At 47.8% G+C, this 15962-nt stretch carries 12 protein-coding genes; 6 read left to right on the forward strand and 6 right to left on the reverse strand.

All coding sequences use genetic code 11. The annotated features are described in order from the left end of the window. Nucleotides 1–9 precede the first annotated feature (9 nt). The 6 genes from FJ023_06430 to FJ023_06455 form a co-directional block, all read right to left on the reverse strand. Complete coding sequence (locus FJ023_06430) at nucleotides 10–294, reverse strand: hypothetical protein (GenBank protein ID MBM4446973.1); 285 nt, start codon at nucleotides 292–294, stop codon at nucleotides 10–12. A 5-nt stretch (nucleotides 295–299) separates the two neighbouring features. Continuing rightward, nucleotides 300–1040, reverse strand: coding sequence for a HesA/MoeB/ThiF family protein (locus FJ023_06435; GenBank protein MBM4446974.1), 741 nt, complete (start codon nucleotides 1038–1040; stop codon nucleotides 300–302). A 247-nt stretch (nucleotides 1041–1287) separates the two neighbouring features. Then, a complete protein-coding gene (locus FJ023_06440) occupies nucleotides 1288–2025 on the reverse strand; it encodes an enoyl-CoA hydratase/isomerase family protein (GenBank protein MBM4446975.1) in 738 nt (245 codons plus the stop codon). Nucleotides 2026–2059: 34 nt separating this feature from the next. Next, nucleotides 2060–3982, reverse strand: a complete 1923-nt coding sequence (locus FJ023_06445) for a hypothetical protein (protein MBM4446976.1) — start codon at nucleotides 3980–3982, stop codon at nucleotides 2060–2062. Between the two features lie 43 nt (nucleotides 3983–4025). Further along, complete coding sequence (locus FJ023_06450) at nucleotides 4026–5168, reverse strand: nitronate monooxygenase (protein MBM4446977.1); 1143 nt, start codon at nucleotides 5166–5168, stop codon at nucleotides 4026–4028. 180 nt (nucleotides 5169–5348) lie between these two features. After that, entirely contained in the window at nucleotides 5349–5861 is a 513-nt protein-coding gene (locus FJ023_06455; protein MBM4446978.1) for a MarR family transcriptional regulator, read from the reverse strand. A gap of 268 nt (nucleotides 5862–6129) precedes the next feature. On the opposite strand from FJ023_06455, the gene FJ023_06460 reads away from it, so the two are divergent. The 6 genes from FJ023_06460 to FJ023_06485 all read left to right on the forward strand — a co-directional run bounded on the left by FJ023_06460 (nucleotide 6130) and on the right by FJ023_06485 (nucleotide 15949). After that, nucleotides 6130–8526: a hypothetical protein gene (locus FJ023_06460; protein ID MBM4446979.1), complete on the forward strand. Its 2397-nt coding sequence runs from the start codon at nucleotides 6130–6132 to the stop codon at nucleotides 8524–8526. Between the two features lie 27 nt (nucleotides 8527–8553). Continuing rightward, the gene (locus FJ023_06465; GenBank protein MBM4446980.1) at nucleotides 8554–9483 is read left to right on the forward strand and encodes a glycyl-radical enzyme activating protein; all 930 of its coding nucleotides are present in this window, start codon (nucleotides 8554–8556) and stop codon (nucleotides 9481–9483) included. Between the two features lie 152 nt (nucleotides 9484–9635). Further along, nucleotides 9636–10877 (forward strand): hypothetical protein, encoded by a 1242-nt coding sequence (locus FJ023_06470; protein MBM4446981.1) that lies wholly within the window; start codon nucleotides 9636–9638, stop codon nucleotides 10875–10877. 32 nt (nucleotides 10878–10909) lie between these two features. Then, nucleotides 10910–11983, forward strand: a complete 1074-nt coding sequence (locus FJ023_06475) for a hypothetical protein (GenBank protein MBM4446982.1) — start codon at nucleotides 10910–10912, stop codon at nucleotides 11981–11983. 448 nt (nucleotides 11984–12431) lie between these two features. Further along, nucleotides 12432–13250, forward strand: coding sequence for an enoyl-CoA hydratase/isomerase family protein (locus FJ023_06480; protein MBM4446983.1), 819 nt, complete (start codon nucleotides 12432–12434; stop codon nucleotides 13248–13250). A 47-nt stretch (nucleotides 13251–13297) separates the two neighbouring features. After that, nucleotides 13298–15949 carry an FAD-dependent oxidoreductase gene (locus tag FJ023_06485; protein MBM4446984.1) on the forward strand — a complete coding sequence of 884 codons (2652 nt, stop codon included), beginning with the start codon at nucleotides 13298–13300 and terminating at the stop codon, nucleotides 15947–15949. Nucleotides 15950–15962 lie beyond the last annotated feature (13 nt).

Here is a 15962-nt window from a genome sequence, read left to right on the forward strand (position 1 = left end):
CTTTGGCTCTTATCCACCAGTGGCGGGAGGGAAAATCTGCAACTGATCCCCATCTCTCAAGTCTGTCTGTTTCAAACAGCGTAGGCTAGTACCATTAAGCAGCATAAGCGAGTAATCTTGTATCTTCCCGGTCACTTGAATCCCATCGGCTTTGAGTTGATCTCGAAGTCGATGGCCAAACTTCTCTTCGACCTGGGCTAGAGCCTCTTCCAAATTGTCAGCATCTAAAGAGATGCTGTCTATACCCAGATATTGACGCCAGAGGCTATAAAACCTTACTGTGATGGGTGACATTTTTGCTACCCGCTCAATTCAATCCTGTCAGCAATACCTTCAATCGTATCCAGTATGAGAAGATGGTTGCGAATAGGTTTGCCTATTCCGGTAATTATCTTGACTATTTCCTGCACCTGCCATGCGGCAATTATTGCCGGTGTAGCTGATGGATTACCGATTTTCACTTCTATGCCCTGCTCAGGTAGGCTGTCGGAGGAGCCATAGATGCAAGACAGCCCTGCATCTTCAGGGTAGATAGTCATCAGTTGGCCACTGAAGCCAGCAATTGTCCCGTAGACATAGGGAATTCCTCGACCTCGGCAAGCCTCTTCAACTGCGAAACGTGACGGCAGATTATCCAGCCCATCAACCACTACCTGAGCATTCTTAAGTAGCTTGGCAGCGTTTTCCGTGGTAAGCCTTTCTAAGAACGTGGTGACAGCAATTGCTGAGTTGATTTCCTTAACCCTTCTCGTAGCGATAATGGCTTTGTATTCATCCAAATTCTGTTCGGTGGACATCAACTGTCTGTTTAAATTCTGTTCGGCAAAACGGTCATTGTCAATAATGATTATATGTCCTGTCCCTTGTCTGGCCAGGAGTTCAATTATCGTGCCACCTAACCCACCTGCTCCAACAACAGCCACAGTTGACTGCAAAAGCTTTATCTGCCCATCCAAGCCAATTGTGCCTATGTTACGAAGGTAGCGCCAGGGGATAATGCCCTGCTTTAGCGACGCAATTTGCACGTCTATAGCCGAGATTCCTTCTGTATGGGCAATAGAGGTCACTACCTTCAAGCTGATGACAGAATATTCCTTGCCATCTGGAGCTAGATATGTCTCTGCAGATTCGGTGATGTGCTTGGTGATATCTTGGCCAGCCGTGCTACCTCTCCTGGAACGTCTTTAATGCTCAGATGATTTGTCGTGCAAAGCAGAACACTTTCGAGTATAGTGTGATATATCATAACAAAACCAGCCAAATTTAGCATCAGGAGGAGTCGAGGCTTTATTTGTATAGTTTGCTGGAGATGGCACTCTCATAATTCAGGCCGATATCCAGGCCACAGGACATAGCTACATTGAGGGCTCTCTTGGCGGCTTGAACAGCAGCCGCAGGTAATGCAGCTATTTCCTCAGCCACTTTTCTTGCCTCGGTCATTAGCTGGTCGCGTGGATAAACATGGTCTACTAGGCCTATGCGGTGAGCCTCAGCAGCGTCTATTTTCCGCCCAGTGAATATAAGTTCTCTGGCTCTGCCGGGGCCGATTACACGGGGTAGCCGTTGGGTGCCGCCACAGTCCGGGATAATGCCGTAAGTAACTTCAGGTATTGAGAAAACGGCGTTTTCAGAGGCAAGTCTGATATCACAGGCCAGTGCGATTTCCATGCCTCCACCTATACAGTGCCCGTTTATTGCTGCTATCGCCGGCACAGGGAGGGACTCATACATACTGAAAACCCCTCTGAAATATTGTATCCCATCAAAGGCATCACGGAATGCCAGCCCAGCAAACATTTCCTTGGGAGAAGCTAGTGCTTTTACGTCCAGTCCTGCACAAAAAGCACGTCCAGCTCCTGTGAGAATAGCAACCCTGACACTAGGTTCGTGCACTATAGCTTTAGCTGCTTCCTCTAATCCCATCCATAACTCTCCGTCGAGGGCATTCAGCTTTTCCGGACGGTTCATTGTAACCGTCGCTATTGTGTTTTCTATTTTCAGCAACACCTTTTCAGTCTTAAGCATTGTCCCTCCTCGGTAAGTATTCGTTGGTAATAGTCTAGAGTGTCTGTGCTACTTGAAACCCGTTTTCGATGGCTTGAGCTATTTTGCCTGGCTTGGCGCTGTCTCCGACCATATGTAGTCTGGAAGCTCTTCCCTCTAATTCTTGCGCAAGCTTTCGGTTTGATTCCATTCCCACTGCAAGTACTACGCTATCTCCCTCAAAAAACTCACTATTCCCATCTCGGCTGATTCTAACACCATTTTCTGTTATCTCCTCGACCTTGGCATTCCGCTCCATTCTGACCCCAAGACTGCGTAGCCTTCTCATAATTACCCACCTGTTGGCTCGTTCTATATCAGCTCCTATCCGCTCCAACATCTCGATGATGGTCACCTTCTTACCTTTTACCACCATGAATTCAGCGGTCTCGCAACCTACCATTCCACCACCAACTATGAGTACGTTCTGCCCAACCCTCCGGTCACCCTTCAGGACATCTGTGGCTAGGACCACATTCTTTCCTTTTACCCCCGGGATGTCAGGAACTATCGGTTTTGCCCCAGTGGCTATTATCACCACGTCTGGCTTGGCATTTGTAATGGCCTTTCCGTTTACTTCTTCTCCTAGCCTGACATCCACTCCTAACTTATCCATCTGCTTCGATAGATACTTAGTGATATTGCCTAGTTCTTCTTTGTGAGGTGGTATAGTAGCTACCAAAAGTTGGCCGCCTAGCTGGTCTTTGCTATCAGCGAGCGTAACGTGATGATCTCTCAAGGCGGCTACTCTAGCTGCTTCCATGCCTGCTGGACCACCACCAATGATAAACACCTTCTTGGGCTCCTTAGTTGGTTCAATACTGTATTCTGCTTCTCTTCCCGCTCTTGCATTGATAGCGCATGTGATGCCACCTCGCTCGATCGCCTTATCAAAACAAGTACAGCAAGCGGTGCACTGTCTTATTTCATCAAATCGACCTTCCCTAGACTTGTTTAGCCACTCGGGGTCAGCAATAAGTGCCCGAGCGATGTATACTAAATCAACCTTGTTATCTGCTAGAATCTGCTCTGCCAAATGAGGGTCCGAGATCCTGGTGCCACCTATAATCGGGATGTTGACTGCTTTCTTAACTTCCTCTGCAAGGTAGATCCAGTTTGCTTGCGGAACGGACATTTGTATGAAGGGGACCGGTGATTCGTGCCACCCTGTGGATACGTTGATGGCGTGGATACCTGCTTTCTCTATCATCGGGGCAACTACTTTGGTGTCCTCCAGCGTATTGCCACCGTCTATGAAATCGGCTCCCGAAACCCGGCACAAAAGTGGATAGTCTCTGCCCACCCTTTGCTTGATGCTTTCTATACACTCGAAAAGTAATCGAGCCCGCTTTTCTATGTTGCCACCATAGGTATCAGTCCTCTTGTTAGTGTGATTAGACAGAAAGTGACTAATAAGGCTCGTACCCGCGATTGCGTTAACCTCGATTGCATCGAACCCTGCTTCTCGTGCACGTTGGGCGGCATCTCCGTAGCTTTTCACGACCTGTCTGATCTCGCCAATGGTTAACGGTCTTGGTCTAGGAGCATTGAGATGCCTCTCCACCGTAACATCCGAGGGGCCAACTAATTCTAGGTTGCCATTTTCCCCAGGCAGAATCCCGAGGGCAGATATTTGTATGGCTATTTTTGTCCCACATTTATGCATTATGTCGGCGAACTCATGCAGACTGGGTATGAATTCATCTTTGTATATGGCGATACCGTTCTGGAAAAAAGGGCCAGGATACATAGTAGTTGCGAGGCCAATGACTATAAGGCCCACGCCGCCGCGCGCCCTCTCAGTGTAAAAATCCTTGAACCGGTTGCCCACCATGTCATTTTCGCCCAAGCCAAGCATCATGGCCGGCATTACTATTCTGTTCTTCAGATTCATTTTCCCTATGTTGATAGGTTCAAATAGCTTCTGAAGCTGGCTCATTTAAGTTCCTCCTTGGTGGGTATTATATCCGGATAAACCAAGTTTATGCTTTTATAGTAACCTTGCCGGGGAGAGTTTGACTCAGAAGTTTTATAGCTCCGACCACCATTTCATCGAGTATCTCTTTGGCGGGCTTTGCCTCCTTAAGCATACCTACTATCTGTCCTGTTGGTGCACATAAAAGGTCATGCCTTTTCGCCTTTGCTAGGCTATTAATAAGATCAATCATGAGTAGCACCTGCACTACCATGGGCAGAGGACGCAATCCTGACTCATCAAAAGCCTCCTGTATTGGGTTCTTCATCTGGCGTAAAGTTTTGCCTGTCCACACCCTGCTAATTCTGGTATCCTCTTCGGTGGCTTCTATCATCATCCTCCGATGGATATCCGTAACATTGGCCTCTTCGGCAAAGAGAAAGGCAGTGCCTACCCATACCCCCGCAGCCCCAAGTGCTAGAGTGGCGACAATCCCCCTACCATCACCTATTCCGCCAGCAGCTAAAACAGGGGTGGGTGCCACTGCGTCCACCACTTGGGGAACTAAGGCCAGGGTACCCACTCTGCCAGTGTGGCCTCCCGCTTCATGTCCCTGAGCCACGATGAAGTCAGCGCCTGCTTTCTTATGACGTAGTGCTGCGCGTACGTTACCAGCCAACCCAAGTACTCTCATCCCACCTTCATGAGCCATAGGCACAAGCCATTCTGGGATCCCAAGGCCTGAACAATAGAGAGGGACGTTCTCTTCTAGCATCACGCCTATCTGTTTCTTGGAATGATCCACTGTGAAGACAAGCTCTTGCTCGGTCTCTGTAAGAGGCACACCGCATTCTGTTGCCACCTTCTCCACAAAATCAATGTATTCTTTCGGTACAAATTTCCTTTTCATCTCCGCTAATGACATATTCGGTGGCGGTGATGTAACAATATCCTCAGGAAGTAATACATCGACTCCGAAGGGTTTGTTGGTGAGGCTCTTAATTTCTCTAATCTGAGCACGCAGTTCGTCTAAGGACAGCCCAGTAGCTCCTAGAACACCCATGCCACCGGCGTTGGATACTGCAGCAACGAGCTTTGGCTGTGCTGCGTGTCCTTCACCAGCTATACCTCCCATGCCGGCAAGCAAAATTGGGTACTCAATACCTAACATGTCGCAGAGTTCAGTGCGAAGTATCTTTCTTGCGCTCAATTTTTCTCCTTTCTGTTTTTTAACATAAACTTGTTTTCTTAGTTATTCTTGTAGCTTATTCTAAGCACTCTAGGACAGAAGTCGGACCTACTATTTTGCTGCGCAAGTGTTCGCTATTGCCGGACGACACGAAAATACGTTGATATCTAAATGGAGTCCTTTAAATCTGTGAGCATGTTTCTAAGTTTCTGCCATGAGGCTCACCATGTGCCTCCTGAGTCGCTTTAGAATGGCACTTAGCTGCTTAGCCTCTGTTTCGTTCAATGGCGACATGATTCTGGAGCCGACCTCTTCCCTCACGGGAACCATTCTCCTCACGAAATTTAGCCCTTTTGTGGTTATTGCAACCTTTCTGTTTCTGCGGTCCTTACCTATGCCTTCCCTTCTGACCAAGCCCTCCTTCTCAAGGGTATCAACAGCCCTAGTAATGGCATGCTTGGAGCGAAATACCCTCTTGCTTAACTCGGTTGGTGTTGCTCTACCGCCGAGCACTATCAAGTGATTTAAAAGGGATAAGTGTGTTCGATTTATCCCAACCTTCTGCATCTCAATATCTACATACCTCTCCACTATATCGGCCGTGTGGAGGAATGTGATGAAGTTGTCTATGGATAAGCGATTGACTTGCTCTCTGATATCGTTAGCCAGGTTCTCTATCTTGTCCTCAAAGTCGCTTACCAATGTGTTCCTCATCGTCAACCAAAATGCACCGTATTAAAGCATAAGCAAAGACTTGACTTTTCTACATTGCTAAAATATAATAGGTAAAATAGTTGCATATGTTACTGTAACACATGTTACCATATCATTTTATGACGGTATTGTCAAGCACTGGGCACAGTTTGACTGATGCGTGCTAGTTTTTCATGGCGACTGAACATATTAGAAAACGAGGACTGCAGTTTGACAATTGTTTCGGCTATTGCTGGCAGAGGCGAATAAAGATTTAAAGGAGGACACGATGACCACTAGAACTCAGACACTTATGGTGAATACCCCCATAAAAGCTCAACAGATTGCACTGGTGGAGTTGAGCGAGGAAGCAAGAGCGACAAGGCCTGGCTTGAAATGGTCTTTAGACCTGGAAAGGGCGAGGTTGCTAACAGAATCATACAAGCAAACTGAAGGGGAGCCGATGGCTCTGAGAAGAGCGAAGGCGTTAGCACATATCCTGGAAAACATGACCGTTTATATTCGGCCAGGTGAGTCGATTGTAGGTAACTATGCATCCAATTCAGACTCTGTTTCTTTCTACCCTGAGTTTGCCTGGAAATGGATAATGAGAGAGACGGCGCCAGCGGCAGTTTACAGCAGTATGTTGACCGATAAAGGTCGAGAGGAGCTGAAAGAAATATGTAGCTATTGGGGAGATTTTTCAATACACCACAGACTAAGAAAATACCTCCCGGAAGATTTGGCTGAAATATTTTGGATTTTTAATTGGGAATGTGCCACGCCAAATTACGAGAAGATTCTCCGGATAGGTCTGAAAGCCGTTCTTGACGAAGCCAAGAAAAGAAAGAGAAGGCTTGATAAGGAGTACATGGCAGAGGCTATCAATGGAGTGGATTTTGTTAAGAAGAAGGATTTCTTGAACAGCACTATTATTGCTATAGGGGCTGTGATTAATTGGGCTAAGAGATATGCAAAGCTGGCGAGAGCTCTAGCTGAAGCCGAGGAAGACCTGATAAGAAAGCAAGAGCTGGAAACAATAGCCAGGACTTGCGAATGGGTGCCAGAAAACCCGGCACGGACTTTGCAGGAAGCGTTGCAGTGTTACTGGTTTGTTCACCTTGTGGTTAACTTTATCGAGCTACCTCAGGTGGGCAGTGGAATAAGGCTTGATCAATGCTTGAACCATTTCTATGAGAAAGATGTGAAAGAGAGCAGGCTAAATAGAGAGCAAGCCCAAGAGCTTGTTGAATTTTTATTCGTAAAGTTCCAGGAAACAGGATTCTTGCACGCGCCTATATGGTCAGGTTTCGGTGGTGGTGCTCTAGGTTTCCAAACGGTTACTATCGGTGGGACTGATTCTGCGGGCCGGGATATTACTAACGAAATGAGCTACATAGTTCTGGATGCCTGCAAGAGTGTCAGGGCCATAGTTCCTCCGTTAGCATTGAGATGGCATGATGAAATGCCTAAGAAGTTAGTTGATAAGGCTATTGAGGTAATGGCTTCAGGAATGCCCCAGCCGGCTATTTTCAATGACAAGGTGAATCTGTTGAGATTGGTGAGTCTTGGTTGTCCCATTGAAGATGCCAGAAACTATTCTATTAACAATTGTATGGTACCGACTGTTCCAGGGAAGAACTTCAACCATATTTCAGCCTGGGCTGGTGGCATACCTGTTCCTTTGTGCTTGAATGCTGCCTTGGGTGTAGAACCTCTGGCCTTGTACAAAAGAACAGGCGATAAGATTATAGATCCAGCAAAACTAAGCTCGATGGAGGAATTGCTTGATGCCACGATTGATAATTACAGGTGGCTTGTGCATCGGCTAGTTCTCATAGGCAATATCACCGACGCTCTCTATAAAGAGTACGCACCGAGACCGTTCTTATCAGCAGTGATAGACGATTGCATTGAGAGGGCACAGGATGTTAGGGAATGGAACTACATGCCGGATTACCGAGACATAACTCTCTTCGGCCTTAACACTGTTGCTGATTCTCTGGCGGCTGTAAAGCATTTGGTTTATGACGAGAAGAAGGTGTCTATGGAGAAATTAGTCGAGGCATTAAAGAACAACTGGCAGGGCTACGAAGAACTTCACCAAGCGTGCCTTAACGCTCCAAAGTTCGGCAATGATGATGATGACGTTGATTTAATATCTCGGGAGGTAGCAAGACGAATCTCTGAGGAGACCAGGAAGTGTAAGACAAACTGGGGAACTCCTGTTTCAGTAGATGGCACAGCGGCAACAGCTTGGTGGAGCTTCGGGCGTGTCTGTGCGGCTACACCAGATGGTAGGCAGGCTGGGGACGCCTTTAATGACGGAACAATTTCACCGATGGCCGGTATGGACAAAAGAGGGCCTACTGCGGTGCTTAAGTCGGTTTCAAAGGTTGACCCACTGATAAGCTGGAATCATCTATTCAACCAGACTTTTATGCCCCAATACCTCACTGGACACAATGCCGAGTTGTTTGCCCAGTATCTGAAGACCTACGCTGACTTGGGAATTCACCATATCCAGTTTACCACAGTAGGCAGAGAGACCTTGGAGGATGCCCAAAAACATCCAGAGAAATATCCCAATTTGATGGTGCGGGTAGCTGGTTTTGCTGCCTACTTTATAGACCTGGACAAACGGATACAGGATTCAATTATTGCCAGAACACCCCAATGTCTCTAACCTCTTGAAAGGAAGAATGTGACTCACTTGCGCACCGAAAAAGAGGCGAATGGCAGAAAGGGGCTGGTGTTCAGCATTCAGCGGTATAGCATCCACGATGGCCCCGGGATTAGAACAACGGTGTTCTTTAAAGGCTGCCCACTGAGGTGTAAGTGGTGCTCTAACCCAGAATCAATGAATCCATACCCTGAACTCATGGTCAGAGATGCCAGATGCAATGAGTGTGGTAAGTGTCTGGAAGTTTGTGTCCCTGGCGCCATCACTCTGGATAAAACCAGTGTCCTGGTGGATAGGTCGAGATGTGATTTGTGCCTGAAATGTGTGGAGGTTTGTTTTCCTAGCGCAATAGAAATAACAGGTCAGTATATGAATGTGGAGGAGGTGGTAGAGGAGTGTGTTAAAGATGAGCTGTTTTATCGCAATTCAGGTGGTGGTGTGACATTGTCTGGCGGCGAACCTTTGTATCAGCCAGAATTTGCATTAGAACTGCTGAAGGCATGTAAAGAGAAAGGCCTCAGCACGGCCATTGATACCAGTGGTCATGCCAGTTGGGAAGTGCTAGATAAAGTCCTGCAATACACAGATTTTGTTCTCTATGATATTAAGCACATAGACTCGGAGATGCATAACAGCGGCACAGGTGTCAAAAATGGCCTTATTCTAAAAAACCTTAAGCGGGTTGTTGATACCAAACGAGCCAAGGTCTGGATAAGAATCCCAGTCATTCCCGACTTCACGGATTCGGAGCAATATATGGAGCGGTTGACTGTATTCCTGACCAACATGCCTGTGGAAAAGATTTCGCTATTAGGTTATCATGAGTGGGGTAGGCCAAAGTATGGGTTCGTGGGTAGGGAATACCCGCTTGATGGCTCTGTCTCTCCGAGTCAAGAAAGGTTGCAGAGCTTGGGAGATATTATACAGTCGAAAGGGCTGGAAGTTACCGTTGGCTATTAGCCTTGCAAGTGTAAAGATAAAAATTGACTTCCGGTGGTGCGTTAACGCATAACAAACAGATTTTGCAGGAGGTGAAAGAGCGAGAATCGAAAAAACTACTGGCGACATTGAAGGACTGAAACAAGAAACTATAAGGAGGTGAAAGGTCAATAATGAAGATGACAAGGTATTTATTATTTGCAGTTGTTGCGGCGACGGTTTTAATCATATTGCCTTTAGCAGGGTGTGCTCCAAGCGCAGCGCCAAAAGAGAAATACGTCACCTTTTTGAGCTTGAGCGATTTAACTGGACCTGGAGCTGGGCTTGTTTTCCCTGTTGTTGAGGCTATGAACTTAGGATTTGAGGACATAAATGCAAAGGGCGGTGTTGATGGCGTAAAGTTAAACGTGATTACTGTAGATACACGCTATGATACAGCTCGAACGACATCAGCCTACAAGAGATATCGAACTGAACACAAGGTTGTTTATGCTTTTATTCCGCTCACTCCTGGCGTAAAAGCGTTAGAACCACTGATGAAAGTGGATAAAGTGCCTTCAATGACCCCTGCTGATGGCGAGTTTCAGGCCAAAATCGGCTGGGTTTTTCTTGCTGCTTTACCTTACCAGGATGGCTTCGCTGCCTCTCTGGATTGGATGCTGAATGACTGGGAGGCGAAGGGGAATCCAGGGGTGCCTGTGGTGGGTTACATGTCCTGGGATAGCGCATATGGCAGAGAAGCTCTGCGTGGTGGCAAGGAGTATGCCGAGAAAATGGGGATAAAGTTGCTGAATCCAGAGTTTTTCCCCACTGGCTCTGCTGACCACACTGTTTGGCTCAGCAGGATTAAGGATTCCGGTGCCAATTATTGCTTCATAGGTGGTGTTGACCCAACACAGAGCCTGATTTTACGGGATGCCTATAAGTTAGGGCTGACCAAGAAAATCCAGTTTGTTAGCGATTTCTGGGGACTGGATGAGAATGTTGGCCTTAAAGTCCATCCTGAGGCTACGGAAGGTGCCGTGGTTGTTAGCCCATTCGTTCGTGGGGATGAAGCCCGTAAGATTCCCTACGTTGTTGAGACGTGGAACAGATATATGAAGGCTCCGATAAGTGAGATGAAAGCTTTATTCCCGGGTGGGCTACTAATGTCCAAGCATGTCGAGCAAGCTTTGAAGATCGCCCTTAAAGATGTCGGCTATGACAAGATGGACGGTGAGGCGATGTATGAGGCTTATCAGAAGCTGACAGGATTCGATTCCGAAGGCGTAATGGGTCCAGGGTGTGCCTACAGCCCAACAAGTCGTAAATCAAACGATTTTGTCAGATTCTACCGGGTGCAGAGCGGGAAAACCGTTCCGATAACTGACTGGATAAAAGCACCCGACGCTGTATCTCTTTATCCCAACTGGTAGATGACAATGAGTAAAGTGAGAGGAGGAAAAGTATGAGACGGTTTAAATTAAGCAAAGTAATTGTTGTGACTTTAGCTGTGTTTCTGTTAGTAGTGCCATTGGCTGGTTGTGCCGGGAAGCCACCGCCTGCACCTTCGCCGACACTTCCCGCTGGGACTATCAGTGTACAGCCTGTTAAGATTGACCAGGCCATGCTGAAACCACTATTGCCGATGGTCGCCAAGGCTGCCGGTCTCCCTGAGGCGGCAGCAGCAGCGCTCCCACCTTGCTTAAGCATACTGGCCATCCCTGTCAAGTTCAGTGGCTCGGGCTGGCCAGCAAATGAGTTGGTCTTTATAGACCTGGTTATACCTCCCGGTGTTGAGGTAAAAGGACTGACTCCCGGTGAAGATAGTGTCGGTATTGCCGTCGCTACAGCAGATGATGCCGGTAAGTTTGAAGTGACCGTGGAGGCCACAGCGAAGCTTAACTGGCTGCTGAATACCGATTGGTTGCCCACTGTAAAACCAGACTTGAGCAAAATCAAGCCGCTACCGAATGGTGTCTACGATATAAGGGCTACAGGCGCCAATGTTGCAACAGCTGCTACTACGACGTGGGAACTGGCACTGATCGCACCACCGACACCGCCGGCACCACCAGCACCGCCAGCACCACCAGTGGAGCCAGGAAAGCTCTCCTTTGAAGCTGCTGAATATACCAATGCCGAGCTTGGTTTCTCGGTTAAATATCCCAAAGATTGGGCACAGCAGCCGTCTGATGTCCTTGTGTTCTATGCGGCATCACCATCTCAGGTTCCAGTTCTGTTTGTTGATGCTAAGGAGGGAGCCACTTTTGCCGAGACGCTCAAAAATTCACTGGAGGCAGCTGGCGGCTCAGGCTTCAAAGTTGTCTCTGAGAAAGAGACTACTTTAGCTGATGGCACTAAAGCCACCGAGGCAGCGATTGAAGTAACACTGAGAGGGTTTGGAGCCAAAGGTTTTGCCCTGGGTGCGAAGAAGGATAACAAGTGGATATTGGTCACAGTGGGCACCGTAGAGCTACTGGCTAAGTACGACGAAGCTAAGTTTTCAGAGATCGTTCATACCTTACAATTCAAGAAATAGGAGTGTGTTTAGCAAAGGCCTAATGTCATCATGAGCACAGCGAAAGTCCTTACAGCGAAGAGACAGGCCCTTAACTTCAAGGAGTTTGGACATTAAAATCAAGTCTGAGAAGGAGACTGTCCTGGCAGATGGCACTAAAGCCTTCCAGGCTGTGCACATTTGGTAATCCGATAGCCCCGATGGCAGTTTATGCACTCTCTCTTGGCACTATGAAAGATAAAGAGGGTGGTGGTTACAGTAGCTACCGTGTGACTACTGGCAAAGTTCAATTGAATGCTGTTCTCGGAGATAGGTAACACACTGCAATTCAAGAAGTAAGCGTACTTCTAGCTGATAGTGACAATTTGACAACGGTGATGGAGGGAGAAGCCTTGTGACTGAGGCTGGGGGCTTCTCCTTCCAGCAAAATTCGCTTGCCAATCGCTAGACAAGCTGGTTTTGCGATTCCATTCTGGAGAGAAGGAGGTTACCTGTGAAATATGAAGGACTTAAATTAGAGAAATCAGAAGGCATTGCCATTCTAACTTTCAACCGTCCAGAGAAACTGAACGCTATAACTGTGGAAATGGGTGCAATGGGGTTGTCCAGGCTCCTCAGTGAAATTCAAGAGGATGATGATATCAGGGTGTTGATTATCACCGGTGCGGGCCGAGGGTTTTGCGCCGGGGCTGATGTCAGTACTTTGGCTTCACTTACTGAACTCGCCTCGAAATTGAAAAGACAAGAAAAACTTCAGGCTGTTGGTGCTTTTGCGAGGCAGCTATATGACTTGGATAAGCCAGTTATTGCAGCAATCAACGGTGTGGCTGCAGGAGCCGGGGTGTCCATCGCTCTGCTTTCGGATATCAGAATTGCTTCTGAGAATGCCAGGTTCGGTATGGTTTTTGTGTCTAGGGGCTTAATTCCAGACTGTGGGGCTACGTTCTTGATGCCCAGAATGCTCGGTACCGGCAAGTCATTTGAGTTGATGTATACAGGTGACCTTATTGATGCTGAAGAGGCAGAGCGTATAGGTCTGGTCAATAAGGTTGTTCCACATAACAGACTAATGGATGAGGCCATGATTTGGGCCAAGCGGCTGGCCAAAGCACCGCCGTTGACGCTGGCGCAGATTAGGCGTGCTGTTCATAGCGGGTTGTTGAACAACCTTGAGCAGCAGTTATACTTTGAAACATATGCCCAGAATTTCCTCTTTGGGACAGAAGATTTCTTGGAGGGCGTTAACTCGTTCCTGGAAAAGCGTGAACCGCAATTCAAGGGTCGGTGATAGAAGTCGTTGAAGGCGATTAGCATGAACGAAGCAAGGAGACAAAAGTGAAAGATTATGATGTCGTAGTCATTGGCGCCGGTCTGGGAGGTCTGTCCTCGGCAACCTTTTTGGCCAAGACAGGGAAAAAGGTATTGCTTCTAGAAAAGCATAATGTTCCCGGAGGATATGCCTCATCATTCATCCGCGGGCGGTTCGAGTTCGAGATTGCGCTCCATGAGCTCTCTGGGCTGGGGAATGAGAGCAATAAAGGGCCTGTTTGGCGAATATTGAAAGAATGTGGGGTTATTCCGAGGGTGGAATTCATCCCCATTCCAGATTTTTATCGTGCTGTTGTCCTGCCCGATGTGGACATCGTCGTGCCTATCGGGCGTCAAAATTTCGAGGAAACCCTCTGCAACCAGTTTCCTAAAGACGCTGAAGGAATCAAGCAGTTCAGTGCTACGATGTTCGATTTTGCCGAAGAGGCATTGAGGGCAAATCGAGTGGGAATGAAGGCAGTCATGGAAGAGCCCTCAAAATTTTCTACCCTACTTGCTAATTACGGTCGTACATTGACTGAAGTGCTCAATCCGCTGGTATCCGATGATAGGGCACGCACTGTGCTAAGTGAAACTTGTGGATACTATTGCCAACCTCCATCAAAGTGCTCGTTTCTCATCTACGCTTTAGGCACGGTGAGCTATCTCAAATTTGGGCCAGCACATATAAAAGGGAAATCACAGGCCTTGTCTCAGGCCTTCGTTGACACCATTGAGGAGTATGGTGGAGATGTGTGGCTAAATAATGGTGCAGAACGTATTCTCACCTCTGGTGATAAAGTCAGGGGTGTGGTGGCCGAAGATGGCACTGAGATCGCTTGCAAATACGTAGTATGCAATGCCAACCCGTTGATTACATGCCTTGGACTAATCGGTAAGGAGAATGTTCCCGACTGGTACCTGAGGCGCCTGGGGGCATGGTCTGGAGGTGCATCTACGTTTAATATTTATCTGGGTCTGGATTGCACTTGTGCAAAACTGGGCCTTACAACGCATGAAAACTTCGTCAATATTGGAACTGACTTGGACAAACAGCACGAGAGCATGAGGCACAGCATCACCCTTGAACCCTACGGGACAGCGGTTACAGCTTATAACGTGGTGGATGCGGAATTTTCTCCACCCGGTACCGCCTCAGTGGTTCTCACTATGATAGCCTATGCGGAACCATGGCTAAAGCTCTCTCCATCTGAGTATGTGAAGACGAAGAATCTGCTAGCAGACAAGTTCATTGGTTTTGCAGAGAAGATAGCGCCCGGCCTGAGAGACCATATTGAAGTGATGGAAATCGCTACACCACTGACTAATGTGAGGTACACCGGAAATCCAGGTGGTAGCATCATCGGATTTGATGAAAACTATCAGGGCACAGGGCAAGTGCATTTGCCTAACCGTGGGCCACTGGAGGGTCTCTATTTTGCTGGTGCCTGGGTGAACATAGGTGGTGGCTTTGAGACATGCATTGTCTCTGGATATCTGGCGGCAAGGGAAGCGCTAGATGACATGGAGCGGGGAGGGCGTGATGTAGCTGTAATGGAGAAGTTGCAGAGCCAGCTCGCAAAGCAGGCAGAAGGTGCACCTCAATTGAAAGGCACCCTGCTGGCTCAGGCTGAAAGAACTATGACTAAACTACATCCCAACCGTGTTTCTCTAAAAGTCAAGGAGATTATAGAGGAGACTCAAAGCACCAAGACCCTGCGGATGGGACGAGTAGACGGAACGTTACCATATTTTAGGCCAGGCCAGTATATCAATCTATTTGTCAATATTGATGGGGTCTTAACCTCTCGTCCCTACAGCATCTCATCCGTTCCTGGAAAACCGTATTATGATATCACCGTACGACGAATGGAGCCGGGCTTTGTCTCTCATTATCTGCTGGACAAGGTAAAGCCAGGGGATGCCTTCGAATCCACCTCACCAAACGGAAAATTCTATTGCGAGCCGTTGATTGACCCTTCCGACTTAGTCTTTCTCGCTGGCGGCAGTGGCATAACCCCCTTCGTGTCCATCATTAGGGAAGTGACACGACAGAGCTTGCCTGTAAATATCCATCTGCTCTATGGCAGCCGAAGCCCAGCAGATATAATCTTTGGAGACGAGCTAAAAGAGATTGCCAAGAAGCACCCAAATGTAAAGGTGAACTTTGTTATCAGCGAGCCTCCAAAAGGATGGTCGGGGCTTTGTGGTCTACTGGATGCGAAGATGATATCCTCTCTAGTTGGCTCAGTCGACGGCAAGAAGTTTTTCCTGTGCGGCCCAGCTCAGATGCACATTTTATGCGAGGGAGCACTTAAAGCGTTAGGGGTGCCTTTAAGGTGTATAAAGAAGGAAGCTTACGGTCCGCCGGCGGATATTACATCAGAACCTGGCTGGCCAGGAATCTCACTGAAGACGGAATTTGAAGTTTTTGAGGAAAGGTCTGGTCGGACTATTAAAGCCAGGGCGGGTGAGCCGTTGATGATATCGCTCGAGCGTGCTGGGCTGGTGGTTCCAGCCATCTGTCGTTCTGGAGAATGCACCGCCTGCAGAACTCGGCTTGTTACCGGCAAGGTTTTCGCTCCGGCAAGAGTACAGCGGCGTTGGGTGGATGAAAAATCAAGCTATATCCATCCCTGCATGAGCTATCCGTTGGACAACCTGCGTATCAGATTGTAACTCTATGCTATAA

The sequence above is a fragment of the Chloroflexota bacterium genome (assembly GCA_016875875.1).
In the GTDB taxonomy this organism is placed as follows: Bacteria; Chloroflexota; Dehalococcoidia; order GIF9; family UBA5629; genus 9FT-COMBO-48-23.

Coding starts and splice junctions, on each gene's coding strand:
- FJ023_06455 (MBM4446978.1), bottom strand. CDS start 5,861: ATGAGGAACACATTGGTAAGCGACTTTGAGGACAAGATAGAGAACCTG.
- FJ023_06470 (MBM4446981.1), top strand. CDS start 9,636: ATGAAGATGACAAGGTATTTATTATTTGCAGTTGTTGCGGCGACGGTT.
- FJ023_06445 (MBM4446976.1), bottom strand. CDS start 3,982: ATGAGCCAGCTTCAGAAGCTATTTGAACCTATCAACATAGGGAAAATG.
- FJ023_06460 (MBM4446979.1), top strand. CDS start 6,130: ATGACCACTAGAACTCAGACACTTATGGTGAATACCCCCATAAAAGCT.
- FJ023_06475 (MBM4446982.1), top strand. CDS start 10,910: ATGAGACGGTTTAAATTAAGCAAAGTAATTGTTGTGACTTTAGCTGTG.
- FJ023_06440 (MBM4446975.1), bottom strand. CDS start 2,025: ATGCTTAAGACTGAAAAGGTGTTGCTGAAAATAGAAAACACAATAGCG.
- FJ023_06430 (MBM4446973.1), bottom strand. CDS start 294: ATGTCACCCATCACAGTAAGGTTTTATAGCCTCTGGCGTCAATATCTG.